The sequence below is a fragment of the Brevibacterium sp. Mu109 genome (assembly GCF_900169375.1).
Taxonomy (GTDB): Bacteria; Actinomycetota; Actinomycetes; order Actinomycetales; family Brevibacteriaceae; genus Brevibacterium; species Brevibacterium yomogidense_A.
This window is the reverse complement of sequence record NZ_FXZF01000004.1, coordinates 19,671-42,364: the sequence shown is the minus strand read 5'-3', so window position 1 is coordinate 42,364 and position 22,694 is coordinate 19,671. Positions and strand designations below refer to the sequence as shown.

Here is a 22,694-nt window from a genome sequence, read left to right as displayed (position 1 = left end):
CTTGTGGGCGTGAACGACCACCGCGCGACGCCCGCACCCAGCAACTGGAACCTGCCGAACGTCCTCACCGTGGTGAGGATCCTGCTGGTCCCGGTCTTCCTCGTGCTCCTCGTGGGGCAGGACGGCGTGGATCCGACGTGGCGCGTCTGGGCCTTCGTCGTCTTCGTCGTGGCGATGCTCACGGACTGGATCGACGGGACGCTGGCCCGACGGTGGGACATGATCACCGATTTCGGCAAGATCGCGGATCCCATCGCGGACAAGGCACTCATGGCCGCGGCGCTCATCGGCCTCTGGGTCGTGGGGACTCTGCCCCTCTGGGTGCCTATCGTCATCCTCGTCCGCGAGTTCGGCATCACGGTGCTGCGCTTCGTCATCATCCGCTGGGTGGTGCTCCCCGCGTCGAAGGGCGGCAAGCTCAAGACCGTCCTCCAGACGCTGGCGATCGGACTCATGCTGCTGTGGATCCCCGTCCTGGCGTGGGTGCCCGCGCTCTTCGTCGTGTGGACCGTCGTCGCGTGGATCGCGATGACGGCAGCGATCGTCGTCACGCTGGTGACCGGCATCGACTACTGCGTGAAGTCCTACCGCCTGGTCCGTGAGGCGAAGGGGTCGTGACGGCAGGGTTCGGGCAGTGACGGCTGAGGACGTGGTGCGGGCGCTCGCAGACCGCGGTGCGACCCTCGCGACCTGCGAATCCCTCACCGCTGGACTCCTCGGCGCTGCGGTCGCCTCCGTGCCGGGCGCTTCGGCAGTGCTGCGCGGGGGCCTCATCACCTACGCCACTGATCTCAAGGCATCTCTCGCGGGCGTGGACGAGTCCCTGCTGCGCGAGCACGGACCCGTGCATCCGGAGGTGGCGCGCCAGATGGCGGCAGGAGCCCGCACGGCCTGCGGCGCGACCGTCGGAGTCGCCTGCACCGGAGTGGCGGGCCCGGACTCCCAGGACGGTCATCCGGTGGGGCGGGTGTTCATCGCGGTGGACGCCGGCACCGATCCGGGAGCAGTGCGAGAGCTCGCGCTCGAGGGCGACCGCGAGCGGATCCGGACGGCGACCGTCGAGGAATGCCTGTCCACCGTGCTCCAGGTGCTGCGGCAGACTTCGGATCGGCTGCGGCGGACTTCGGATCGTGAGTCCACCCGATCGGCAGGTCGCTCTGAGGGATGTGTCAGGGGTCGCCTGTAGAGTTGTGGGAACAGAATCCGGACCGCATCGGTTATGCACTCTGTCAACCACCGCGGCGACGAGTCCGGTCGGATGTTCGGCGAGAAAGGATCCGCATGACTCTTCTGCGAATCGAGCTAGGCGATGCGCTCCGCACTGCACGCCGACGCCAGGGCCGGACGCTGCGTGAAGTGTCGTCCGATGCCCGGGTGTCGCTCGGCTACCTCAGTGAGGTCGAACGCGGTCAGAAGGAGGCCTCCTCGGAGCTCCTCGCATCGATCTGCGGAGCCCTCGACATGCCGGTCTCGATCCTCCTGCGGGATGTGAGTGATCGCTTCGCGCTCGACGAAGGCGTCGCGATCCCGGACACGGTGCCGGTCGAGCTCTCCCGCCGCGTGCTGTCCGAGGACCCGCTGGCGGACGGCCGCGCCATGGCGAGCCGGGTCTGATCCCGCACCGTGCGTCACGCGCTCTACTGGGAGCTCATGGAAGATGAGTTCGGCCGTGTCCGGGCCTCGTCGCTCCATACGGACCTCGCTCTCAGCACCCTGGGCTCCCGCACCCCCGCACAGGCCTTCGAAGCCGGCAGCGGTCCACGCGAGGTGTGGGCCGCGGTCTGCGATGCGGCCGGTGTGCCGGAAGAGCGCCGGCTGGGCCGGGACAAGCCCAACTCCGCACCCCTGTGACCCGGGGTCGCTGACCAGAGGCGGGAGCACGAACGGCCTCACCTGCTGCGCGCCGTCCCACTGGGGCGGCGCGCAGCCGTGGTCCGGGGGCGACACGCCCGCCTCGACGTTCGAACACGTGTTCCCATTGGGTTACTCTTGAACCGGCCGCGATGCGTCGATCCGCCTGGGGACGAAGGGCGCGGCCGTGCACAGATTCGAAGCGCTCGCGGTGCCGTGTCCGTGCAGGTGCCTACGCTGGTACCGACAACCACGGCAGATCCGCTGGAGGAGGAGACATGGCAGGGAAGAACACCCGCACGCCGCGCACAGCAGGTGCGGACAAGGCGAAGGCGCTCGAAGCCGCGATGGGTCAGATCGACCGTCAGTACGGCAAGGGCGCGATCATGCGACTGGGCGAGGAGACGCGCGCACCCATCGAAGCGATCCCCACCGGGTCCGTCGCACTGGACATCGCGCTGGGGATCGGCGGTCTTCCGCGCGGTCGCGTGGTCGAGATCTACGGCCCGGAATCATCCGGCAAGACGACCGTGGCGCTCCATGCCGTCGCGAGCGCCCAGAAGGCGGGCGGCATCGCCGCATTCGTCGATGCCGAGCACGCGCTGGACCCGGAGTACGCGAAGAAGCTCGGTGTGGACACCGATCAGCTGCTCGTGTCGCAGCCGGACACGGGTGAGCAGGCACTGGAGATCATGGACATGCTGATCCGCTCCGGTGCTCTGGACGTCATCGTCATCGACTCCGTGGCCGCGCTCGTGCCCAAGGCGGAGATCGAGGGGGAGATGGGCGACTCGCACGTGGGCCTCCAGGCACGGCTCATGTCACAGGCCCTGCGCAAGATCACCGGTGCTCTCGCCAGCTCGAAGACGACCGCGATCTTCATCAACCAGCTGCGTGAGAAGGTGGGCGTCTTCTTCGGGTCTCCGGAGACCACGTCGGGCGGCAAGGCACTGAAGTTCTACGCATCCGTGCGTCTGGACGTCCGCCGCATCGAGACGCTGAAGGAGGGCGGCGACGCGGTGGGCAACCGCACGCGCGTCAAGGTCGTCAAGAACAAGATCGCCCCGCCCTTCAAGCAGGCGGAGTTCGACATCATCTACGGCCAGGGGATCTCCCGCGAAGGCAGCCTCATCGATATGGGCGTCGACAACGGGATCGTCCGCAAATCCGGTTCGTGGTTCACCTACGACGGCGATCAGCTGGGGCAGGGCAAGGAGAACGTGCGCAACTTCCTCCGTGACAACCCGGGTCTCGCGGAGGAGATCGAGCTGAAGATCAAGCACAAGCTCGGCCTCATCATGGAGCCCGCGGCAGATGCTGCTGATTCCGTGGAGGAAGACGCAGCCGACGCACCCGTCGATGCCGTTCCGGCTCCGGCCGACGCGGAGTTCTGACCCGATGGGGGAGCCGGACGACCGCACGTCGCTGCTCGACTCCCTCCAGCGGGCGATCGACGCGGTGCCTGATGCCCCCCGTGCCGATCCGGTCGGGGCCGGCGACGCATACAGCGGTGCCGGCTCCGCGGGCGCAGCGGAGGACGACGACCAGGCTTTCGGCGAGGCGACGAAGCGGGCCTACGCGATCCTCGCGCTGCGCGACCACAGTCGCACGGAGCTCAGGCAGAAGCTCATCCGCAAGGGGTGTGAGGAGCCCATCGTCGACCGGCTGCTCGTGAGTCTCGAAGAGGCCGGTCTCCTGAACGACGCGCGCTTCGCGGAGCAGTTCGTGAGGTCGCAGCGGGATGGCAGGGGAAAGTCGCTCTCCGCCATCAGCCGCGCTCTGCGGGACAAGGGCGTGTCGGACGACGACGCGCGCGACGCACTGGACGACCTGGGGGACGATTTCCCCCTGGCCCTGGCCGCAGCCAGGAAGAAGGCGGCCGGGACTCGCGGACTCGCTCATGAGGTGCGCCTGCGGCGGACCCTCGGACTGCTGGCGCGTCGCGGCTTCGGCGGTTCCGTCGGACGCCGGGCGGCTGAGCAGGCGCTCGCAGAGGAGTCCGGCGAAGCTCAGTGACGAGACGCGTCCTGTAACGGATTGGTGACAGATCGTGCATCAGCCGCAGCAGGAGAGATCGTCGCTCGTAGGCTGGTCCTTCCACGGATCGACGATGGCGTTCGGTCTGTGCGTCCGCGAGGAACAGGAACGACGATGTCCGCAGACCATGTCCGTGCCGCGCACTCACGCAGGCACGTCGACGACTTGCTGCCTCCTGACTCCGCAGAGCTCCTCACACCCCGAGCAGCCGCCTACTTCGGCCTGCCGGAGTCTGCCCTGCTCGTCACACAGGTGAGCGTCTACGCCGACGGCAGCGGCGCGATCCTCTCGTTCGGGACCGACCCCGCAGGGGGCGCGCACCAGCAGAGGACCGGCCGTGCAGACCACGTGTTCGTCTCCGTCGTCTCCTCCGATACGGAACCGCGCGATCACTCGCTGGACGCCGTCCGTGAGGAGTATGACCACCCCGGCGTGCGCATCGTGCCCCTCGACTCCCCGGGCTGGACCTATGCGTACTCCGCGATCGTCGACGCCGGATCGCTGTTCATCGGCGGTGCGGTGACGCGGTTCGTGAAGATCGACGGCACCGCGACCCTCGCGGTGGCCTTCAGAGGTGTCAACGGCCCCCTCGACCACGCGGCGGCTCGCGCGGTGGCGGATGACGTCCTCGCCGCGGTCGGGTGGTCGGACGGCGGGCGCTTGAGCTGCCTCGGCATGTGAGTGATCACCCCGCCTGATCGCCGCACCTGTGCGCGCGAGCGCCTGCGTCCTCCATCGGTAGGATGGTCCCGCCATGACTGAGATCTCTCCCACCGCCCTCGCACCTGCTCCTGCGAACCCGCAGACGTACGAAGTGAAGACGTACGGCTGTCAGATGAACGTCCACGATTCTGAACGACTGTCGGGCCTGCTCCATGGCGCAGGGTATGAGCCTGCGGTGGTCGGAGAGCAGGCGGACATCGTCGTCTTCAACACGTGCGCGGTGCGCGAGAACGCGGACAACCGCCTCTACGGCAACCTCGGCAGGCTGTCCCACGTGAAGGAGCAGCGACCGGGCATGCAGATCGCCGTGGGCGGGTGCATGGCGCAGAAGGATCGCGACGAGATCGTGAAGCGGGCGCCGTGGGTCGATGTCGTCTTCGGTACCCACAACATGGGGTCCCTGCCCGCTCTTCTCGAGCGTGCCCGGCACAACGCGGAAGCGCAGGTGGAGATCCTCGACTCACTCGATGTGTTCCCCTCGACGCTCCCGACCCGCCGTGAGTCGACCCACTCCGGGTGGGTCTCCATCAGCGTGGGGTGCAACAACACCTGCACGTTCTGCATCGTCCCATCGCTGCGGGGCAAGGAGAAGGACCGGCGGCCGGGGGACATCCTCGCCGAAGTCGAGGCGCTCGCGGCGGACGGCGTGGTCGAAGTGACCCTCCTGGGCCAGAACGTCAACTCCTACGGAGCGGAGTTCCGCGACAAGGGGGCGTTCGCGAAGCTGCTGCGCGCGGTCGGCCGTGTGAAGGGAATCGAGCGGGTGCGCTTCACCAGTCCGCACCCCGCCGCCTTCTCCACCGACGTGATCGATGCGATGGCGGAGACGCCCACCGTGATGCCGCAGCTGCACATGCCCCTGCAGTCCGGCTCCGACACGATCCTCAGGTCGATGCGACGGTCGTACCGCTCCTCACGGTTCCTCCGCATCCTCGAGCAGGTACGGGAGCGCATCCCCCACGCGGCCATCACGACGGACATCATCGTCGGCTTCCCCGGAGAGACGGACGAGGACTTCGACGCCACACTCGACGTCGTGCGCGCCGCCCGCTTCTCCCAGGCCTTCACCTTCCAGTACTCGATCCGTCCGGGCACCCCCGCGGCCACCATGCCCGATCAGGTGCCCAAGGAGATCGTGCAGGAGCGGTTCGAGAGACTCGTCGCGCTGCAGGATGAGATCTCCCACGACCTGAACCGAGAGCTCATCGGCACCCGGCAGGACGTGCTGGTGCACTCGCTGCCCGATGCGCAGCACGGGCGGTTCTCCGGCCGTGCCGAGGACCACCGCCTCGTGCACGTCGGAGTGTCGGAGGGCGCACCCGTGCCCCGTCCCGGCGACGTGGTCTCCGTCGTCATCGACGACGCCAAGCCCTACTTCCTCTTAAGCGACTCCGGGTATGCGCTCCGGAGGACCGGTGCGGGCGATGCATACGACCGTGCGCAGGCGGATTCCTGCGGTGCCCCCGCAGCGGGTCCGGGACAGGCCCCCGCGACCACCGCACTCGGGATGCCGACTCTGCGTGCGGGCCTGGACGGGTGACCTGACCGTGCTCGTGATCCCCGGCACCGCCCTCCTGCTGGAGGGCGTCGACCATCGCGAACCGACCGCGATGCGGGAGTTCCGCACGGCGCTGCACCGCCGGCTCGGCCGCGCGCAGACGTGGCGGGTCGCGGTTCCCAACGGCCCGGTTCCGCCCCTGCTGAGCCTGGGCGGCCTCGGGATCGGGGTCGGAGTCCGAATCGACCGCACCGAAGGCGGATGCGTCGTGGACCCCTCGTCCGTTCTGACGGGCGAGGACCTCGCCGTCGAGGTCCGGAGGCTGCGCGCGGACGGGTCCACCGCGGCAGCCCGTGACTGCGAGATCCCGATCGGTGTCGCGGTCGCCGTGCTCGTCGCGCTGGAGGCGTCGCGCACCGTACGCCTCGTGCCGACGTCCCCAGCCCGCTTGCCCCTGACAGCGGGTCAGACGGAGCCGCTGCTCGTCCCCATCGACTTCTCCGGGGCGGCCCACCCCGACGCCCCGCTGGAGCGTCGCCCCGGAGCAGCGGAGTTCGACGACCGGCTGGAGCGCGCGCTGACCGGGCCCATCGACACTTCCGTCCTGGCGATACTCCACGGCGAGACTGACGCTGCGGCTGCGTGCACGGACGCGCTGGCGGCGGTGGACCTCGCAGGCGCGCACGGGACGGCTGTCGCGGCCGTCGACGTGCACCACGTGCGGTATCGACTCATCGCAGTGGACCCCGCAGAGGCGGTCCCGGAAGCCTCCGGTACGCGGGTGGGCCGGATGGCGCAGTCCGCGAAGCAGCGCGCATGACCCGTCCTCTCATCACGGTGGTCGGCCCGACGGCAACGGGGAAGTCCGACCTCGCGATCGCACTCAGCCGGCAGCTCGGCGGAGAGATCGTGAATGCCGATGCACTGCAGCTGTACCGCGGGATGGACATCGGCACGGCGAAGCTCCCGCCTCACGAGCGCGGCGGGATCACCCATCGCCTCATCGATGTCCTGGACATCCACGAATCGGCGAGCGTCTCGGAGTTCCAGCGGCTCGCGCGGGAGGCGATCGGCGACATCGAGGCACGGAGCGGACAGCCGGTGATGGTCGGCGGCTCCGGACTGTACGTCCGTGCGGTCACCGACGACATCCGCTTCCCCGGGACCGATCCGGACGTGCGCGCGCGTCTGGAGGCGGAGGTCGCGTCGCAGGGAGCCGCCTCCCTCCACAGCCGGCTGCGCGCGCTCGATCCGCCGGCTGCGGACACGATCGCGCCGGGGGACTCGCGCAGGATCGTCCGCGCACTCGAAGTCATCGAGATCACCGGTTCGCCGTTCACCGCCCACCTCCCGGACTACACGTACGTGCGCCCCACAGTGCAGATCGGGCTCGTCCTCGACCGGGATGTCCTGCACCGCCGGATCGAGGATCGCGTGCATCGCATGTGGGAAGCGGGGTGGGTCGACGAGGTCGTCGGGCTCCGCGCCCTGGGGCTGCGCGCCTCATCGACGGCCGGTCAGGCGATCGGCTATGCGGAGATCGCGGCACACCTCGACGGCACCATGACGCGGGCGGAGGCGATCGACCGGACCATCATCCGCACGCGGCAGTTCGCGAAGCGCCAGGTGACGTGGTTCCGCCGTGATGCCCGCGTCCACCTCCTGCCCGCAGACGCCCCCGACCTCGTGGAGCGAGCCCTGAGCCTCACGTCGTAGACTGCGCGCGTGAGCACAGCCAGGGTGACCAAGGGACACGGAACAGCCAACGATTTCGTCCTCATCGACGATCCGGACGCCGGCGAGCGGCTCGACGCGGAAGCCGTGCGCGAGCTGACCGACCGGCGACGGGGGATCGGTGGTGACGGGCTCATCCGCGTCGTCCGGTCGAGCGCGCTCATGCACGGCGACCAGACCGCGCATCGTGCCGGTGATGCCGCTGCTGCCGGGGCGGAGTGGTTCATGGACTACCGGAACGCCGACGGGTCGATCGCGGAGATGTGCGGGAACGGTGTCCGCGTCTTCGCGCACTACCTCGTGGAGAACGGGCTCGTCGACGCCTCTGCGCCCATCCTCGTGGGCACGCGCGGCGGCGTGAAGACCGTCACCGTCGTTCCGGATCCCGCCGGCGGACCCGCACCCTGGTACCGGGTCGACATGGGAGCCTGGGACCTGCCCGCGGCGCGGACGGGGGATGTGGAGCGCGGCGCGGACTCGATCGTCACGACCCGCGGCACGGACGTCGCCCGCCCCGCGGTGAGCGTCGACATGGGGAATCCCCATACCGTGGTGGCCCTGCCCTCCCTGCACGAACTGATCAGCGCCGATCTGGGAGCCGTCCCGGACGTGGACCCCGTCCCGCCGCACGGGACGAACGTCGAGTTCATCGTCGTCGACGCCGATGGCGACGACGATCCGCGCACCGGTCGCCTCCGGATGCGGGTGCACGAGCGCGGAGTGGGGGAGACGATGGCATGCGGCACGGGTGCGTGCGCCGCCGCGCTGGCCGCCCGCTTCTGGGCAGGTCACGACGGACCCGTCGACTGGACGGTGGACCAGCCGGGTGGACCCGTGCGGGTCGAGATCGAAGCCGACCGGGTGTTCCTGTCCGGGCCCGCAGTCCTCGTTGCCGACGTGACCCTGCTGGACTGAGCTCTCTGTCGCGTGACGCGACGGGCGGACCGGCTCGAGTGACGCGCGGTTCAGGCGGAACGATCGACGCGGAGGACGCGGAATCCCTTCGCCGTGGCGATCCGCTCGGCTGAGAACTCCGCTCCCGGTTCGGTGTCCAGCCACCGCAGGAACGAATCGGCGCCAAGCTTCTTCGCGACGACGAGGTGGGCGCTCGCATCCGGGAGCAGACGTGGCAGCCACGTCAGGAGCATGTCGTGCAGCGCCGCCTTGCCCACCCTGATGGGGGGATTCGACCAGATCGCGGAGAAGCCGAGGTCTGCGGGAACATCGGCGTCCGTCACCGCGTTCACGTTCGTGAGACCCAGCGCAGCCGCGTTGTCGGCGGTGAGCCCGAGCGCCCGCTCGTTGACGTCGAGCGCCCACACCCGCACAGCCGTACCGGCCTCGCGCGCTCGGAGAGCGGCGTCCAGGGAGATGGGACCCCAGCCGCATCCCAGATCGAGCAGATCACCGCTCGGCGGCTCCGGGACGTGATCCAGCAGGACACGCGTGCCGGTGTCCACGTGCTCGGGAGAGAAGACTCCGCCGGCGGTCGTGACGTCGACGTCACGACCTCCCAGCCGCACGGAGCGGTCCCGGCGTTCGGCTGCACTGGCGGGTGCCGCGGAGAAGTAGTGATCGGCCATGGGGGAAGTGTAGGCGCTGTGGGAGAATGGTCATCCATTGCAGAGAGGGAGTACATGACGCAGATCGATGACGGGGCGACCCACCCCGACGCGGCCGAACCGGACTCCACCGGTCGGAGCGACGAGGGCGGGGACCGAGTGATCGACCGCATCCTCGGCCGGGCCTCGGCGCTGGACGCGGGAGGCGTCTCGCACGATGAGGCGTCGCAGCTGGACGTCCTCGACAGATCCGCGCTCACGAGGGTGAGCGGCCTGTCGACCGAGCTCGAGGACGTCACCGAAGTCGAGTACCGACAGCTGCGCCTCGAGCAGGTCGTGCTCGCAGGACTCTACGGTCAGGGGCGATCCGCGCATGCGGAGACGAGCCTCCGCGAACTCGCCGCGCTGGCGGAGACCGCAGGCTCCACAGTCCTCGACGGCGTCCTGCAGAAGCGCGACAAGCCCGATCCCGGGACCTACCTGGGCAGCGGCAAGGCCCGCGAGCTGCGCGACATCGTCGAAGCGGTCGGGGCGGACACGGTCGTCGTGGACACGGAGCTCGCGCCCAGCCAGCGACGCGGCCTCGAGGACGTCGTGAAGGTCAAGGTCATCGATCGGGTCGCCCTCATCCTCGACATCTTCGCGCAGCATGCGAAGTCGCGCGAGGGCAAGGCACAGGTCGAACTGGCCCAGCTCGAGTACCTCCTGCCGCGCCTGCGCGGCTGGGGCGAATCGATGTCGCGGCAGGCGGGCGGTCGTGTCGCCGGCGGCGAGGGCATCGGCTCGCGCGGTCCCGGCGAGACGAAGATCGAGCTCGATCGCCGTCGCATCCGCACGCGGATGTCCAGGCTGCGCAAGCAGATCCGGGCGATGGCGCCTGCGCGGGAGACGAAGCGCGCTGACCGCACCCGGCACTCCATCCCGTCGGTCGCCATCGTCGGCTACACCAACGCGGGCAAGTCCTCGCTGCTCAACCGCCTCACGGACGCGGGCGTGATGGTGCAGAACCAGCTCTTCGCGACCCTCGACCCCACAGTCCGCAGAGCGGAGACGGACGAAGGCCGCGTGTACACGCTCACGGACACCGTCGGGTTCGTGCGGAACCTCCCGCACCAGCTCGTCGAGGCATTCCGCTCGACACTCGAGGAAGCGGCCGGCGCGGACCTGGTCGTGCACATCGTGGACGGATCGCACCCGGACCCCGGCGGGCAGATCTCAGCCGTGCGCGAAGTGCTCGCGGACGCGTCTGCCGCAGAGCTGCCGGAGCTCCTCGTCTTCAACAAGGCCGACGCCGCGGAGCCCGCCGCGCTGGCGGGGCTGCTGCTGGATCACCCGGGGTCGCTCGCAGTGTCGGCGCAGACGGGAGCCGGACTGGACGAGCTGCGTGCGGCGATCGCGCGGATGCTCCCGGCGATGGCGCACGAGCTCACCGTCCTCGTGCCGTTCGACCGCGGAGAGCTGGTGAGCCGCGTCTACGACCGGGGCACCGTCCTCGACGAACGGTTCCTCCCGGAGGGCACTCTGCTGCAGGCCCGGGTCGACGAGGCACTCGCAGCGGAGCTCGAGCCGTACCTCCAGCCCGACATGTACGCGGGTGGGGGTACCGCTCCGCAGCCGGAGGACGACGGAGAGCGGAGCACGACGCAGGAAGACGAGGGGTGAGCGACACTCCGGACCTTCTCGCATCCGCCGTCCACGCGGTGGGCGGCAGTGAGCGCGAAGGTCAGAGGACCATGGCCGAGGCCGTCGCGAGCTCCCTGGACCGCGGCAGCCACCTGCTGGTGCAGGCGGGGACGGGCACGGGCAAATCCCTCGCGTACCTGGTGCCGGCGCTCGACCACGCGACCCGCACCGGCGATCGGGTGATCGTCTCCACGGCGACTCTCGCGCTGCAGGCGCAGATCGTCGATCGGGACCTGCCCCGACTGGTCCGCGCGGTCAAGGACGAGCTCACCAGGAAGCCCTCGTTCGCAGTCCTCAAGGGCCGTCGGAACTACGCCTGCCGGCACAAGCTGGACGGCGGCTATCCGGAGGACGGGGCGGGGATGCTCTTCGACTTCGGCGCCGACGAGGCGGCCTCGCGGCGCGCCGGCGACGGGAGCGCCTCTGCGAGTGCGCTGGGGGAGGAGATCCAGCGCATCCGCTCGTGGGTGCGCACGACGGAGACGGGTGACCGGGACGACCTGACCCCGGGGGTCTCCGACCGCGCATGGTCGCAGGCATCGGTCAACGCCTTCGACTGCCTCGGATCGAAGTGTCCGGCGTTCGAGGAGTGCTTCGCGGAGATGGCGAAGATCCGCGCGGGGGGCGCTGACGTCGTCGTCACGAACCACGCGCTGCTGGCGATCGACGCGTTCGGGGACCACGCAGTGCTCCCGGAGCACTCAGCCGTCATCGTGGATGAGGCGCACGAACTGCGGGATCGTGTGACGAACGCGCTGTCCGGGACCCTCACCGCCGCGATGATCGACCACGCCGCCTCGTCGGTGCGGAGGAGCGGTCTCGTGCAGGACGGTGTGATCGGCCTGCTCGAGTCAGCGGGCGCACGGCTGGAGAAGGCACTGGAGGTGGCCGAGGAGGGACTCATCGAGCGGTGGCCGGAGGCCCTCGCCGTGGGCGTGGCCCAGGTGCGCGACGCGTCTCGCCAGCTCATCGCCGACCTCGGCTCCGGTGCATCCGGCGGTGATGCGGACCCCGACGCGGGTCGGCAGCTCGCACGGGCGCGTGCGCTCGAGGTGTTCGAGGTCGCGTCGCGTCTCGCCGACGATGCGGACAACGACGTCGCGTGGGTCTCGCGCTCGACCTTCCGCGAACGGACCACGACCTCGCTCGTCGTCGCTCCGCTGTCGGTGGCCGGGACGATGCGGTCGGGGATCTTCGAGAAGTCGACCGTCGTCGCGACGTCCGCCACCCTGGCGCTGGGCGGACGGTTCGAGACCGTCGCAGGAGCGCTGGGGCTGGGCGGACCCAGTGCTCCGCGCTATGACGCGATCGACGTGGGCTCACCGTTCGACTACACGCGTCAGGGGATCCTCTACGTCGCATCGCACCTGCCGCGGCCCGGTCGGAGCGGTGCCAGCGAGGAATCGCTGGACGAGCTGGAGCAGCTGCTGCGGGCATCGGGCGGCGGCGCGCTCTGCCTCTTCTCGTCTCGAGCCGCCGCGACTCGGGCTGCCGAGGAGATGCGGGCGCGCACAGACCTGCCGATACTCCTGCAGGGAGAGGACGGGCTGGGCTCGCTCGTCTCCCGGTTCGCCTCCGACGACGAATCGTCGCTGTTCGGGACCCTGTCCCTGTGGCAGGGCGTCGACGTTCCGGGGCGCACGTGCCGGCTCGTCGTGATCGACCGGATCCCGTTCCCGCGCCCCGATGATCCACTCGTGCGGGCACGGACGGAATCCGCGCAGCGGGCGGGGGCCAACGGCTTCATGTCCGTCAGCGCCACGCACGCGGCCCTCCTGCTGGCTCAGGGTGCCGGACGACTGGTCCGCTCGACGGCGGACCGGGGAGTCGTGGCCGTCCTCGACGAACGGCTGAGGAACGCGCGCTACAGCGGATTCCTGCTCGCCTCCCTTCCGCCCATGTGGAAGACGGAGGACCCCGCGCTGGTGCGCGGGGCCCTCGAGCGCCTCCGTCGAGCCGACGCCTGACGGAGGCGCGCCGTCAGGAGCCGCCCCGCGTCACTGCGGTGCGGCTCCCGGTGCGGATCAGTCCACCTTGCGGATCACTGCGACGACCACGCCCATGATCGAGGCGAAGTCGCCGTCGATCGGATCGTAGAAGCGGTTCTGCGGCAGGAGCCACTGCTTCCCGTCGACGCGCTTGAGGGTCTTGACGGTCGCCTCATCGTCCAGCAGGGCGGCGACGATCTGTCCGTTCTCCGCATCCGGCTGCCGGCGGACGACGACGAAGTCGCCATCGCAGATCGCGGCGTCCTGCATCGAGTCGCCGACGACATTCAGGAGGAACAGCTCTCCGGACCCGACGACCTGGCGGGGGAGGGCGAAGACATCGTCCACGTCCTGCTCCGCGAGGATGGGACCGCCCGCGGCGATGCGTCCGACGACGGGCACCATCGCGGTGTTGGGGGACGGATCGATGCCCTTGCGCACCTCTTCCGGTGGAGTGACGACCTCGATCGCCCGCGGGCGCTTGGGGTCCCGGCGGAGATATCCGAGCCGCTCGAGCTGGGAGAGCTGATGGGCGACCGACGACAGGGACGCGAGTCCCACGGCCTTTCCGATCTCCCGCATGCTCGGCGGATAGCCGTTGACGTACACGGCACGCTCGATCGTCTCGAGCACCAGGCGCTGGCGCTGCGTGAGCCGGCTGTCGCCCTCCGCCGCTGAGCCGCCCGGCAGCTCCACCTCTTCGCTCTGCGCCCTGCGCACCACTTCGATCTCTTCGTCGAGTCCGCTCTTGCGCGGACGCCCCCTGCGACGCTGCTGCTGTTCCGGAGTCATCGGCGTTCCCCTCCCGAGCCTGACGGCTGCCGTAATCATTCGCTTCTCACCTGCATGAACGCTGTGCTGCGGGGCTGTGTCCGTGCCTCGTGATCGACTCATCCACATGACCGCACCATCGACGTTCGATTCCCATCATCGCATATCCGTTCGATACAGGCTGGACAAATCTTCGAACGGCGTGTTCAATAGTACACGTGTTCGAAAGCATGTGGTCGGGCGTCAGCCGGACCGGATCCCCCACGGAGGTGCAGACATGAGTGCTCCCGCTCTCACCCGCTCGACAGACCGTGTCCCTGCTGTCGTCCCGCGCGATCTGCTGCGTGTCCTCGAAGGCGGCGCGGCGGCCATCGGCGCCGGGGGCACCGGTGCACGCTCGCGTCAGGTCGCGTCGCGGACGTCGTCGTCCACGACGACCCGTGAGGTCCCGCGCAGCGCCGGGGTGCCGCGGCGCGTCCGGCTCGCGCGGACGGTGCTGCTGGGCATCGTGCTCATCGCGGTGCTCGCCGGTGTGTTCGCGGCCGCGTGGTCGCCCAGTGCGGCGGCCGACGATGAGGGGGCCGCAGCCGGCACCGTCACGGTCGTGGTGTCGGAGGGCGAGAGCCTCTGGTCCGTGGTCGGGGACCGCGCGTACGACCGCGACCCGCGGGTCGTGATCGATGAGGTCCACACCCTCAACGGCATGGAGTCGAGCGTGGTCCACCCCGGGCAGAGGCTCGTACTCCCCGCGCGCTAAACTCCATGCGTGACTTCACTCGGCTCCCTCCCGCTGCGGGACGACCTCCGCGGGCGCTCTCCTTACGGTGCACCCGTCATCGATGTGCCCGTCCGCCTCAACGTCAATGAGAATGCGTTCGACGTCCCTGCGGACGTCACAGCGGCCTTGCAGGAACGGGTCGCGGCGATCAGCTCGACCCTGAATCGCTATCCCGATCGGGAATTCACCGCGCTGCGGAATCTGCTCGCCGACTACCTGAGCGGCGTTCTGCGGCGTGAGGGTCGGCCCACTGCTCTGCAGGCTCCGGTGCCCTCCTCGATCTCCCCGGACATGATCTGGGCCGCCAACGGCTCGAACGAAGTCCTGTTCCACATCCTGCAGGCGTATGCGGGGCCCGGTCGCTCGGCCCTGGGCTTCGGGCCCAGCTATTCGATGCACCCCCTCATCGCGCAGTCCACCGGTGCGGACTGGATCGAAGTCCCCCGCGGTGCGGACTTCGCGATCACGGTCGACCATGCGGTGGACGCGGTGCGGACGCACTCGCCCGATGTCGTCTTCCTCTGCACTCCCAACAACCCGACGGGCAACAGCACTCCGCTCGAGGTCATCGAGGCCGTGTACGACGCGACAGACGGGATCGTCATCGTCGACGAGGCGTACGCGGAGTTCGCGGGCCCTGACTTCCGGACGGCCCTGAGCCTGCTGCCCGGGCGACCCCGCCTCGTCGTGTCGCGCACGATGAGCAAGGCATTCGCGTTCGCCGGAGCCCGTCTGGGATACGCGGCCGCCGACCCTGGACTCGTGGACGGTCTGCGGCTGGTCCGCATGCCGTATCACCTCTCGTCACTCACGCAGGCCGCGGCAGAGGCCGCGCTCGCGCACCCGGACTCCCTGCTCGCAGGAGTCCAGGAGCTGTCCCGCCAGCGCGATCGCATGGTCGCGGGCCTGCGCGAGCACGGGTTCGACGTGGTGGCGTCCGACGCGAACTTCGTCCTGTTCCGAGGAGTCGCAGACCCCACGCTACTCTGGACGCGCCTCGTCGAGAAGGGGGTCCTCATCCGCGATGTCGGCATCCCCGGATCCCTCCGCGTGAACGCGGGGACGGACGCGGAGACGACCGCGTTCCTCACCGCCATGGCAGAGATCCTCTCCACCCACCCCGACACCCTTGGAAGGAGCCCGCAGTGACGCAACGCACCGCGAGCGCGCAGCGGACGACGAGCGAATCCGACGTCTCCGTCTCGATCGACCTGGACGGGACCGGCGCATCGACGATCGACACCGGTGTCCCGTTCTACGACCACATGCTCACGGCCCTGTCGAAGCATTCGCTCATCGACATGGAGATACGCGCGCAGGGGGACGTCCACATCGACGTGCACCACACGGTCGAGGACACTGCGATCACCCTCGGATGGGCGCTGAGGGACGCACTCGGCGACAAGGCCGGGATCCGTCGATACGGTGACGCGATGGTCCCGCTCGACGAAGCGCTCGCGCAGGCCGTCGTGGACATCTCGGGACGCCCGTACTTCGTCCACGAGGGCGAATCCGATGCGCAGCGCTACCACCTCATCGGTGGGCACTTCACCGGCTCCATGACGGGGCACGCACTCGAATCGCTGGCCTTCCAGGCCGGTCTCACCGTGCACCTGAGACTGCTGGCCGGTCGCGATGCGCATCACATCGCCGAAGCCCAGTTCAAGGCGTTCGCGCGGGCGCTCCGCACTGCGGTGGAGCCTGATCCGCGGGCGCACGGCGTGCCGTCGACGAAGGGGGCTCTGTGAGCAGGACCGTCATCGTCACGCCGTTCGGCCGTCCCGATCAGCTGGCGGCCGCGTGCGTGCTGTCGGAGATCCCCGGCGACGTCGTGCCGATCGGCGACTTCTCCGCGATCGTGCAGAGCGGGACGGACATCGAGGCGGGCAACCGCGCGGCGGCCGCGATCTCGAAGCTGACGGGGAAGCACGAAGTGCTCCTCATGGTGCGCAGCGAGGAGCAGATCGACGCTGCCCACTACCGCGGCGGCGACCGGGAGGCGGACGTCCCGGCCGGGCTCGCGCTGTCGAACCTGCCGAGCGAGCTCGAGCAGCTCCTCCTCGAGGTGACGGACCCGCGTGACGTCGACGGGTGGATCGACACCTCATCCATGTCGAAGCTCGAGGCATCGCGCGCCACGATGACCCCGCAGCGGGCCGCCCTGGCCCGGACCGCGATGCTGTGGCTGATCGCCGCCCTCCTCGCACTGGTGGTCGTGGTCTTCGGCGTCGTGCAGGGCGTCGGCGGATCCGTGATGGGCTGGGTCGTGGCCGTGTTCGGTGCGCTCGTCCTGGGCGCGTCCCTGCTGCGGGTGCGACGCGTGCTCAATCCCGGGGCGGCGCGGTGACCGCACCGCTCGTGGCCGTCCTGGACTACGGGTCCGGCAACATCCACTCGGTCGTCCGCGCGCTCGAGCATGCGGGCGCTCGCGTGAGCCTCACCGACGACCATGCGGTGATCGCGGAAGCCGACGGTCTCGTGGTCCCCGGAGTGGGTGCGTTCGCCTCCGTTGTGGAGGGGCTGGACACCGTCGACGGCGGTGCGCTCGTCCGGGAGCGCCACGCGGCGGGACTCCCGACACTGGGCATCTGCGTCGGCCTGCAGGTGCTGTTCGCCGCCGGTTCCGAGCACGGTGAACGGACCGACGGCATCGGGCTGTGGGCGGGGGAGGTGACGCGCCTCGACGCCCCGATCGTTCCGCACATGGGATGGTCGCGGGTCAGGACGCCGGAGGGTTCCCGCATGTTCGAGGGGATCCGCGACCAGCACTTCTACTTCGTCCATTCGTACGCCGCGCCGCACGGGCCCGACCACGCACTCACCACTGTCTCCGACCACGGCGCACCCTTCGTCGCGGCCGTCGAAGACGGTGCGACCTGGGCGACCCAGTTCCACCCGGAGAAGTCCGGGGACGCGGGCCGGGCCCTGCTGGAGAACTGGCTGCGCACGCTGAAGACTCGATCACACACTCATCCGAACTCGGAGGAACAGCAATGACCCCGCTCGTGGAGACCCCCGCACTCACCCTGCTGCCGGCCGTCGATGTGTCAGACGGACAGGCAGTGAGGCTCGTCCAGGGCGAGGCCGGCACGGAGACGATGTACGGCTCGCCGCTCGAGGCGGCCGGATCATTCGAGGATCAGGGCGCCGAATGGATCCACCTCGTGGACCTCGACGCCGCATTCGGACGCGGTTCGAACTACGACCTGCTCAGCAAGGTCACGAAGTCGCTGTCGATCAAGGTCGAGCTGTCCGGCGGGATCCGGGACACGGAGAGCCTCGAGCGCGCGCTGGACACCGGCGCGGAGCGCGTCAACATCGGCACCGCGGCCCTGGAGAATCCGGAGTGGACAGCAGAGGTCATCGCGCACTACGGCGACAAGATCGCGATCGGCCTGGACGTGCGGGGACAAACCCTCGCAGCGCGCGGGTGGACGAAGGACGGCGGTGACCTCTACGAGGTCTTCGACCAGCTCGAGGCCGCAGGCTGCACCCGCTACGTCGTCACGGATGTGACGAAGGACGGGACCCTCAAGGGGCCGAACACGCAGCTGCTGGCCGAGCTGGCGTCACGCACGGACCGTCCGATCGTGGCCTCCGGTGGGATCTCGACCCTGGACGACATCGCCGCGCTCCGCGCGCTGGTGCCGGAAGGCGTCGATGCGGCGATCGTGGGCAAGGCGCTCTACGCGGGTCGCTTCACCCTCGCCGAGGCGCTGGACGTCGCAGGACGCTGACATGCCGGACTCATCGGAGGACCGCGTGCCGGGCGAGCCGCAGATCCCCGCACACCTGCGGGGCGCGATCGGCGGCCCGGCCGACTCTGCCGGTGTGCCCTGGGGCGGGCGGGAACTCCATTCGAATCCCTTCGCCGGCGATTCGGGCGAGGCCGAGCCCGCACTGCGCGAGGCACTGGTGGCCGTGGCCGCAGAGCCCCTCGATCCGCAGCGTCACCGCGCGGTCGTCGAGGCCCTCGTGGACGCGCGGCTCTATGCGCCGGTCCTGCCGTCGGTGCTCACGCAGTCCGTCGACGAGCGGGGCCTCATCCACGACAACTCGTCTGAGATGTCGATGGTGCGGCTGCGCTCCGGCGACGGGCGCGAGGCGACGCCCGCCTTCACCGACATCCCGTCGCTGACCGCCTGGCACCGGGAAGCCCGCCCCGTGCCGATCGAAGCGGAGCGGCTGGGCGCCGCCGCGGTCGAGGAGGGAGCCCAGCTGGTCGTGGTCGATCCGGGCACCCCGCACACATTCCTCCTGAGGCGACCCGCGCTGTGGTCGTTCCTCCAGCGGAAGCCCTGGCTGCCGGCCTGGGCAGATGCCGTCGTGGCATCAGCGCTGCGCTCCGTCGCGACGGACTTCGCCTGGATCGGGGGAGTGGGCATGGGGCCCGCGACCCCAGCGGTGCACGCGGAGGGGCCGGAGGTCCGGGTCGAGGTGCGGGTGGACGAAGTGGACGGAGCATCCACCGACGACGACAGGACGGCGTTCCGCCGGGCCCTGGCCGCGGATCCCACAGTGACCGATCGCATCGACTCCCTCACGCTCGGCTTCGTGCGGCGCTGACGAGAGCACCCAGCGGAAAGGGCCGGGGCCCGGAGCATCTGCTCCGGGCCCCGGCCCTTTCCTCAGCGTCGACGCGCGGTGCCGGGCACCATGCGCGGGAAGGGGACGCTGAGAGTCATCGGGCGGCCTTTGCCTGCCGTGCCGCAGGAGTGCGGCTGCCGCGGCTAGCGCACTGGACCGGTGTACTTCTCCCCGGGTCCCTTCCCCGGCTCATCCGGGACTGAGGAGGCCTCGCGGAACGCCAGCTGAAGAGAGCGGAGGCCGTCGCGCAGCGGTCGCGCATGGTGATCCCCGATCTCCGTCGCGCCGGCGGTGACCAGTCCGGCGAGCGCCGTGATGAGCTTGCGCGCCTCGTCGAGGTCGACGAGATCCGCAGCCTTCTCCGCGTCCGTGTCCTCGCTGAGGCCGAGCTTGACCGCCGATGCGCTCATGAGGTGGACGGCCGCAGTGGAGATCACTTCCACTGCGGGCACCTCTGCGATGTCGCGGACAGCCTGGGCGGCGGCATCCGCAGCGTGCTGATCCGAGGAGGAGGATGGAGTAGTGGCATCGGCCGTGGTCTGTGCGCCGGCGGATGCGTCGAAGCTGAAGGAGTGCGACTGGGTCATAGGACCAGTCTCCCACACGCCCGCGCGGGTCGATGTGCACTCCTGCCGGAAGTGGAGTATCGTGGTGGGAGTGCAAAGCGGGGCTTCGGGCTCCCACCTGGATCGCTTCTGGTGATCGGGTACTCCAGTACGGCCTTCTGGTCGTACTTTACAGTTACGCAGGCTCTTGCCGTGCGTCCCTGTGGTGTATCTTCAGGCCCCCTCTGCATCGGCAGTCGGGGCCTTTTGCATTCCCGACCGTCGGAGAGTCGTCTTCAGAGCCGAGAAGGAGCAGCACATCAGCGAGCCGCGTATCAACGACAAGATCAGAGTCCCGGAAGTCCGCCTCGTCGGACCGAACGGGGAGCAGGTGGGCATCGTCGCAATGCGGAAGGCCCTCGATCTCGCCCGTGAAGCGGACCTCGATCTGGTCGAGGTGGCGCCGCAGGCCAAGCCCCCTGTCGCCAAGCTCATGGACTACGGCAAATTCAAGTACGAGTCCGCTCAGAAGGCACGTGAGGCACGGAAGAATCAGGCCAATACGGCTCTGAAGGAGATCCGCTTCCGACTCAAGATCGACGAACACGATTATGAGACCAAGAAGGGGCACGTCACGCGGTTCCTCGACGGCGGGGACAAGGTCAAGGTCATGATCATGTTCCGCGGCCGTGAGCAGTCGCGACCGGAGATGGGCGTCAGGCTCCTCAACCGGCTCGCGGAGGATGTGTCCGAACTCGGTTCGGTCGAGTCCTCGCCCCGCGTGGACGGACGAAACATGGTCATGGTCATCGCTCCGGCGAAGTCCAAGTCCGATGCGAAGGCGGAATCGCGCAAGTCGACCGCTGGATCGAAGGGATCGCAGGCGGAGGTCAAGTCCCGCCGCGACCGCGAAGCACAGGCCAAGGCTGAGGCTCGCTCGGAGAAGCCCTCCGCAGCGGAATCCTGACCCGCCGACGCCGATAACGAGATGTGAAGGAGAACGGCACCATGCCGAAGCAGAAGACCCACAGCGGCGCCAAGAAGCGTCTGCGCCTCACAGGCAGCGGCAAGGTCATGCGTGAGGGCGTCAACAAGCGCCACCTCGCGGAGCACAAGTCCTCGCGGCGCAAGCGCCGGATCTCGATGGACCAGGTGCTCACGAAGGGCGATCGGGCCAAGGGCCTGAAGCTCCTCGGCAAGCGCTGAGTCCCTGACAACGCAGACAGCACTGCGCATCACGAGCAGACCGATGGTCTGACGGATGCGCGCGACCACTGCCGCCGCAGTGGCGATATTCACAAGGAGTACACGTGGCACGTGTGAAGAGGGCGCTCAACGCCAAGAAGAAGCGCCGGGTCATCCTCGACCGGGCGAGCGGATACCGCGGACAGCGTTCGCGTCTGTACCGCAAGGCCAAGGAACAGGTCATCCACTCGCTGGTCTACAGCTACCGCGACCGTCGCGCCCGGAAGGGTGACTTCCGTCGCCTCTGGATCCAGCGCATCAACGCCGGTGCGCGCGCGAACGGCATGACCTACAACCGCTTCATCCAGGGTCTCAAGGCCGCAGGCGTCGAGGTCGACCGTCGCATGCTGGCTGAGCTCGCCGTCAACGACCAGGCGACGTTCGCCACGCTCGTCAAGGTCGCCAAGGACGCGCTCCCCTCGGACGTCAACGCGCCGAAGACTTCAGCGGCCTGAGCCGCTTCCCTCTCTGAGGGACGTCCCACGAACGGGGCCGAAGACCCACCGGGTCTTCGGCCCCGTTCGTGCTGTGCGGGCGCAGTGACGCAGCGTGCCGCAGGTGGCCGTGGCTGGGTACTCTTCCTATATGGACCTTCACCCGCGCCTGACCGGCCCCGTCGTCACCCGTCCCGATGCTCCGCGGATCAAGGAGGCGGCGAAGCTCTCGAAGCGATCCTGGAGGACGAAGGCCGGTCGGTTCCTCGTGGAGGGGCCGCAGGCGCTGCGGGAGGCGCTGGTCAGGCACGGCGAGTTGAGGCCCGCACCGGCGACGCTGCCGTCGCACGAGGACTCACCCCAGCTGGTGCCTGCGGGCGCGATCCTGGACGTCTGGGCCACCGCAGAGGCGGCAGACCGCAACGAGGACCTCCTCGATGCCGCTCGCACTGCGGGAGTCCGCATCCGCCAGGCCACCGCCGAGGTCCTGGGGACCCTCACGGACACCGTCGCCTCGCAGGGCGTGGTGGCCGTGGTCGAGCGCCTCGACGTGCCGCTGACGGATGTCGTGAACCGTGATGCCCGCCTGATCGTCGTGCTGTCCCAGGTGCGCGACCCGGGCAACGCGGGCACCGTGCTCCGAGTGGCGGATGCGGCGGGGGCGGACGCCGTGGTGGTCACCTCGTCCAGCGTGGATCTGTACAACCCGAAGACCGTCCGATCGACGGCCGGCTCGCTGTTCCACGTCCCCGTGGTGACGGGGGTCGGCCTGCCGGAGGTCGCGGAGCTCGCACGCGCACGGGGCCTGCAGGTCCTGGCCGCCGACGCCCATCCGCCCGCGCACGATCTGCACGCGCCCTGGGACACGGGACTCGACATGTCGCGTCCCACTGCGTGGGTGTTCGGCAACGAGGCGTGGGGCCTGCCGGAGGCTGATCGGGCGGAGTGCGACGCAGCCGTGGCCATCCCGCTCTACGGACGGGCGGAGAGCCTCAACCTCGCATCCGCCGCGAGCATCTGCATCTACGAGTCCGCCCGCACAATCCATCTCTGAGACACGCACATCTCTGAGCCACGCCCACCTCTGAGGCACGCTCCTGCGGCCTCTGTGGGGGCCGCGCCCGCACCTCTGCGGGAACCGCGCCGGCACCTCTGCGGGGACCCCACCGGAGCAGACCCGGTCCCCGTGCTGCGCACTGACCTGCGGGGCTAGACTGTTCCACGGCGTCGCGTGCGCCCGTCCTGTCCGTCACGCACT

At 69.4% G+C, this 22,694-nt stretch carries 27 protein-coding genes; 24 read left to right on the top strand and 3 right to left on the bottom strand.

Going from position 1 to position 22,694, the window contains the following annotated elements; all coding sequences use genetic code 11:
- Positions 1 to 9 precede the first annotated feature (9 nt).
- The 11 genes from pgsA (at position 10) to dapF (ending at position 8,758) form a co-directional block, all read left to right on the top strand.
- Positions 10 to 618, top strand: a complete 609-nt coding sequence (gene pgsA, locus BSP109_RS03490; RefSeq protein ID WP_257944535.1) for a CDP-diacylglycerol--glycerol-3-phosphate 3-phosphatidyltransferase — start codon at positions 10 to 12, stop codon at positions 616 to 618.
- A gap of 16 nt (positions 619 to 634) precedes the next feature.
- Positions 635 to 1,186 (top strand): CinA family protein, encoded by a 552-nt coding sequence (locus BSP109_RS03485; RefSeq protein ID WP_101599386.1) that lies wholly within the window; start codon positions 635 to 637, stop codon positions 1,184 to 1,186.
- A 95-nt stretch (positions 1,187 to 1,281) separates the two neighbouring features.
- Entirely contained in the window at positions 1,282 to 1,614 is a 333-nt protein-coding gene (locus BSP109_RS03480) for a helix-turn-helix domain-containing protein (RefSeq protein ID WP_087008278.1), read from the top strand.
- 9 nt (positions 1,615 to 1,623) lie between these two features.
- Entirely contained in the window at positions 1,624 to 1,851 is a 228-nt protein-coding gene (locus tag BSP109_RS03475; protein WP_087008280.1) for a DUF3046 domain-containing protein, read from the top strand.
- A 278-nt stretch (positions 1,852 to 2,129) separates the two neighbouring features.
- Positions 2,130 to 3,245 carry a recombinase RecA gene (gene recA / locus BSP109_RS03470; RefSeq protein WP_087008282.1) on the top strand — a complete coding sequence of 372 codons (1,116 nt, stop codon included), beginning with the start codon at positions 2,130 to 2,132 and terminating at the stop codon, positions 3,243 to 3,245.
- Positions 3,246 to 3,249: 4 nt separating this feature from the next.
- A complete protein-coding gene (locus tag BSP109_RS03465; protein WP_180959601.1) occupies positions 3,250 to 3,867 on the top strand; it encodes a regulatory protein RecX in 618 nt (205 codons plus the stop codon).
- A gap of 135 nt (positions 3,868 to 4,002) precedes the next feature.
- Complete coding sequence (locus tag BSP109_RS03460; RefSeq protein WP_087008286.1) at positions 4,003 to 4,569, top strand: hypothetical protein; 567 nt, start codon at positions 4,003 to 4,005, stop codon at positions 4,567 to 4,569.
- Positions 4,570 to 4,642: 73 nt separating this feature from the next.
- Positions 4,643 to 6,151: a tRNA (N6-isopentenyl adenosine(37)-C2)-methylthiotransferase MiaB gene (gene miaB / locus BSP109_RS03455; protein WP_101599384.1), complete on the top strand. Its 1,509-nt coding sequence runs from the start codon at positions 4,643 to 4,645 to the stop codon at positions 6,149 to 6,151.
- Positions 6,132 to 6,929, top strand: coding sequence for a hypothetical protein (locus BSP109_RS03450; RefSeq protein ID WP_087008290.1), 798 nt, complete (start codon positions 6,132 to 6,134; stop codon positions 6,927 to 6,929). Before miaB ends, BSP109_RS03450 begins: the two co-directional genes overlap by 20 nt.
- Positions 6,926 to 7,825, top strand: coding sequence for a tRNA (adenosine(37)-N6)-dimethylallyltransferase MiaA (miaA, locus tag BSP109_RS03445; RefSeq protein WP_087008292.1), 900 nt, complete (start codon positions 6,926 to 6,928; stop codon positions 7,823 to 7,825). Before BSP109_RS03450 ends, miaA begins: the two co-directional genes overlap by 4 nt.
- Positions 7,826 to 7,834: 9 nt before the next feature.
- Complete coding sequence (gene dapF, locus BSP109_RS03440) at positions 7,835 to 8,758, top strand: diaminopimelate epimerase (RefSeq protein WP_256970359.1); 924 nt, start codon at positions 7,835 to 7,837, stop codon at positions 8,756 to 8,758.
- Between the two features lie 50 nt (positions 8,759 to 8,808).
- On the opposite strand, the gene BSP109_RS03435 is transcribed toward dapF, so the two are convergent.
- Positions 8,809 to 9,426: a class I SAM-dependent methyltransferase gene (locus BSP109_RS03435; RefSeq protein WP_101599383.1), complete on the bottom strand. Its 618-nt coding sequence runs from the start codon at positions 9,424 to 9,426 to the stop codon at positions 8,809 to 8,811.
- 54 nt (positions 9,427 to 9,480) lie between these two features.
- On the opposite strand from BSP109_RS03435, the gene hflX reads away from it, so the two are divergent.
- Together hflX and BSP109_RS03425 are read left to right on the top strand one after the other, a co-directional pair.
- Positions 9,481 to 11,067 carry a GTPase HflX gene (hflX, locus tag BSP109_RS03430; protein WP_087008298.1) on the top strand — a complete coding sequence of 529 codons (1,587 nt, stop codon included), beginning with the start codon at positions 9,481 to 9,483 and terminating at the stop codon, positions 11,065 to 11,067.
- The gene (locus BSP109_RS03425; RefSeq protein WP_101599382.1) at positions 11,064 to 13,055 is read left to right on the top strand and encodes an ATP-dependent DNA helicase; all 1,992 of its coding nucleotides are present in this window, start codon (positions 11,064 to 11,066) and stop codon (positions 13,053 to 13,055) included. The genes hflX and BSP109_RS03425 overlap by 4 nt, the downstream gene beginning before the upstream one ends.
- A 57-nt stretch (positions 13,056 to 13,112) precedes the next feature.
- Here the strand turns inward: BSP109_RS03425 and lexA are convergent, their stop codons facing one another.
- The gene (gene lexA / locus BSP109_RS03420) at positions 13,113 to 13,772 is read right to left on the bottom strand and encodes a transcriptional repressor LexA (protein WP_087008462.1); all 660 of its coding nucleotides are present in this window, start codon (positions 13,770 to 13,772) and stop codon (positions 13,113 to 13,115) included.
- A 352-nt stretch (positions 13,773 to 14,124) separates the two neighbouring features.
- Here lexA and BSP109_RS03415 point away from each other — a divergent pair, with 352 nt between their 5' ends.
- From BSP109_RS03415 to BSP109_RS03385, 7 genes are read left to right on the top strand one after another with little or no spacing between them, the layout of a single operon-like run.
- Positions 14,125 to 14,604: a hypothetical protein gene (locus BSP109_RS03415; protein ID WP_087008302.1), complete on the top strand. Its 480-nt coding sequence runs from the start codon at positions 14,125 to 14,127 to the stop codon at positions 14,602 to 14,604.
- Between the two features lie 9 nt (positions 14,605 to 14,613).
- The gene (locus BSP109_RS03410; protein WP_101599380.1) at positions 14,614 to 15,774 is read left to right on the top strand and encodes a histidinol-phosphate transaminase; all 1,161 of its coding nucleotides are present in this window, start codon (positions 14,614 to 14,616) and stop codon (positions 15,772 to 15,774) included.
- Positions 15,771 to 16,373: an imidazoleglycerol-phosphate dehydratase HisB gene (hisB, locus tag BSP109_RS03405; RefSeq protein WP_087008306.1), complete on the top strand. Its 603-nt coding sequence runs from the start codon at positions 15,771 to 15,773 to the stop codon at positions 16,371 to 16,373. Before BSP109_RS03410 ends, hisB begins: the two co-directional genes overlap by 4 nt.
- The gene (locus BSP109_RS03400; protein ID WP_087008308.1) at positions 16,370 to 16,972 is read left to right on the top strand and encodes a hypothetical protein; all 603 of its coding nucleotides are present in this window, start codon (positions 16,370 to 16,372) and stop codon (positions 16,970 to 16,972) included. The genes hisB and BSP109_RS03400 overlap by 4 nt, the downstream gene beginning before the upstream one ends.
- Positions 16,969 to 17,622 carry an imidazole glycerol phosphate synthase subunit HisH gene (gene hisH / locus BSP109_RS03395; protein WP_087008310.1) on the top strand — a complete coding sequence of 218 codons (654 nt, stop codon included), beginning with the start codon at positions 16,969 to 16,971 and terminating at the stop codon, positions 17,620 to 17,622. Before BSP109_RS03400 ends, hisH begins: the two co-directional genes overlap by 4 nt.
- Positions 17,619 to 18,362, top strand: a complete 744-nt coding sequence (priA, locus tag BSP109_RS03390) for a bifunctional 1-(5-phosphoribosyl)-5-((5-phosphoribosylamino)methylideneamino)imidazole-4-carboxamide isomerase/phosphoribosylanthranilate isomerase PriA (protein WP_087008311.1) — start codon at positions 17,619 to 17,621, stop codon at positions 18,360 to 18,362. Before hisH ends, priA begins: the two co-directional genes overlap by 4 nt.
- Position 18,363: 1 nt before the next feature.
- The gene (locus BSP109_RS03385) at positions 18,364 to 19,191 is read left to right on the top strand and encodes an SseB family protein (protein WP_087008313.1); all 828 of its coding nucleotides are present in this window, start codon (positions 18,364 to 18,366) and stop codon (positions 19,189 to 19,191) included.
- Positions 19,192 to 19,355: 164 nt separating this feature from the next.
- Here the strand turns inward: BSP109_RS03385 and BSP109_RS03380 are convergent, their stop codons facing one another.
- Complete coding sequence (locus tag BSP109_RS03380; protein WP_087008315.1) at positions 19,356 to 19,799, bottom strand: DUF1844 domain-containing protein; 444 nt, start codon at positions 19,797 to 19,799, stop codon at positions 19,356 to 19,358.
- Positions 19,800 to 19,980: 181 nt separating this feature from the next.
- On the opposite strand from BSP109_RS03380, the gene infC reads away from it, so the two are divergent.
- From infC to BSP109_RS03360, 4 genes are all read left to right on the top strand, one after another.
- Positions 19,981 to 20,724: a translation initiation factor IF-3 gene (infC, locus tag BSP109_RS03375; RefSeq protein WP_374700129.1), complete on the top strand. Its 744-nt coding sequence runs from the start codon at positions 19,981 to 19,983 to the stop codon at positions 20,722 to 20,724.
- Positions 20,725 to 20,765: 41 nt separating this feature from the next.
- Positions 20,766 to 20,963, top strand: coding sequence for a 50S ribosomal protein L35 (rpmI, locus tag BSP109_RS03370; RefSeq protein ID WP_087008466.1), 198 nt, complete (start codon positions 20,766 to 20,768; stop codon positions 20,961 to 20,963).
- 104 nt (positions 20,964 to 21,067) lie between these two features.
- Positions 21,068 to 21,457 (top strand): 50S ribosomal protein L20, encoded by a 390-nt coding sequence (gene rplT / locus BSP109_RS03365; RefSeq protein WP_087008317.1) that lies wholly within the window; start codon positions 21,068 to 21,070, stop codon positions 21,455 to 21,457.
- A 130-nt stretch (positions 21,458 to 21,587) separates the two neighbouring features.
- Positions 21,588 to 22,490, top strand: coding sequence for an RNA methyltransferase (locus tag BSP109_RS03360; RefSeq protein ID WP_101599379.1), 903 nt, complete (start codon positions 21,588 to 21,590; stop codon positions 22,488 to 22,490).
- Positions 22,491 to 22,694: the final 204 nt, after the last annotated feature.

Excerpts from the sequence above, each read along its gene's own strand:
- BSP109_RS03415 (WP_087008302.1), top strand. The coding sequence starts at position 14,125 with ATGAGTGCTCCCGCTCTCACCCGCTCGACAGACCGTGTCCCTGCTGTC.
- recA (WP_087008282.1), top strand. The coding sequence starts at position 2,130 with ATGGCAGGGAAGAACACCCGCACGCCGCGCACAGCAGGTGCGGACAAG.
- priA (WP_087008311.1), top strand. The coding sequence starts at position 17,619 with ATGACCCCGCTCGTGGAGACCCCCGCACTCACCCTGCTGCCGGCCGTC.
- BSP109_RS03435 (WP_101599383.1), bottom strand. The coding sequence starts at position 9,426 with ATGGCCGATCACTACTTCTCCGCGGCACCCGCCAGTGCAGCCGAACGC.
- hflX (WP_087008298.1), top strand. The coding sequence starts at position 9,481 with ATGACGCAGATCGATGACGGGGCGACCCACCCCGACGCGGCCGAACCG.
- BSP109_RS03460 (WP_087008286.1), top strand. The coding sequence starts at position 4,003 with ATGTCCGCAGACCATGTCCGTGCCGCGCACTCACGCAGGCACGTCGAC.
- rpmI (WP_087008466.1), top strand. The coding sequence starts at position 20,766 with ATGCCGAAGCAGAAGACCCACAGCGGCGCCAAGAAGCGTCTGCGCCTC.
- miaB (WP_101599384.1), top strand. The coding sequence starts at position 4,643 with ATGACTGAGATCTCTCCCACCGCCCTCGCACCTGCTCCTGCGAACCCG.
- BSP109_RS03360 (WP_101599379.1), top strand. The coding sequence starts at position 21,588 with ATGGACCTTCACCCGCGCCTGACCGGCCCCGTCGTCACCCGTCCCGAT.
- BSP109_RS03465 (WP_180959601.1), top strand. The coding sequence starts at position 3,250 with ATGGGGGAGCCGGACGACCGCACGTCGCTGCTCGACTCCCTCCAGCGG.
- BSP109_RS03480 (WP_087008278.1), top strand. The coding sequence starts at position 1,282 with ATGACTCTTCTGCGAATCGAGCTAGGCGATGCGCTCCGCACTGCACGC.
- BSP109_RS03385 (WP_087008313.1), top strand. The coding sequence starts at position 18,364 with ATGCCGGACTCATCGGAGGACCGCGTGCCGGGCGAGCCGCAGATCCCC.
- BSP109_RS03380 (WP_087008315.1), bottom strand. The coding sequence starts at position 19,799 with ATGACCCAGTCGCACTCCTTCAGCTTCGACGCATCCGCCGGCGCACAG.
- miaA (WP_087008292.1), top strand. The coding sequence starts at position 6,926 with ATGACCCGTCCTCTCATCACGGTGGTCGGCCCGACGGCAACGGGGAAG.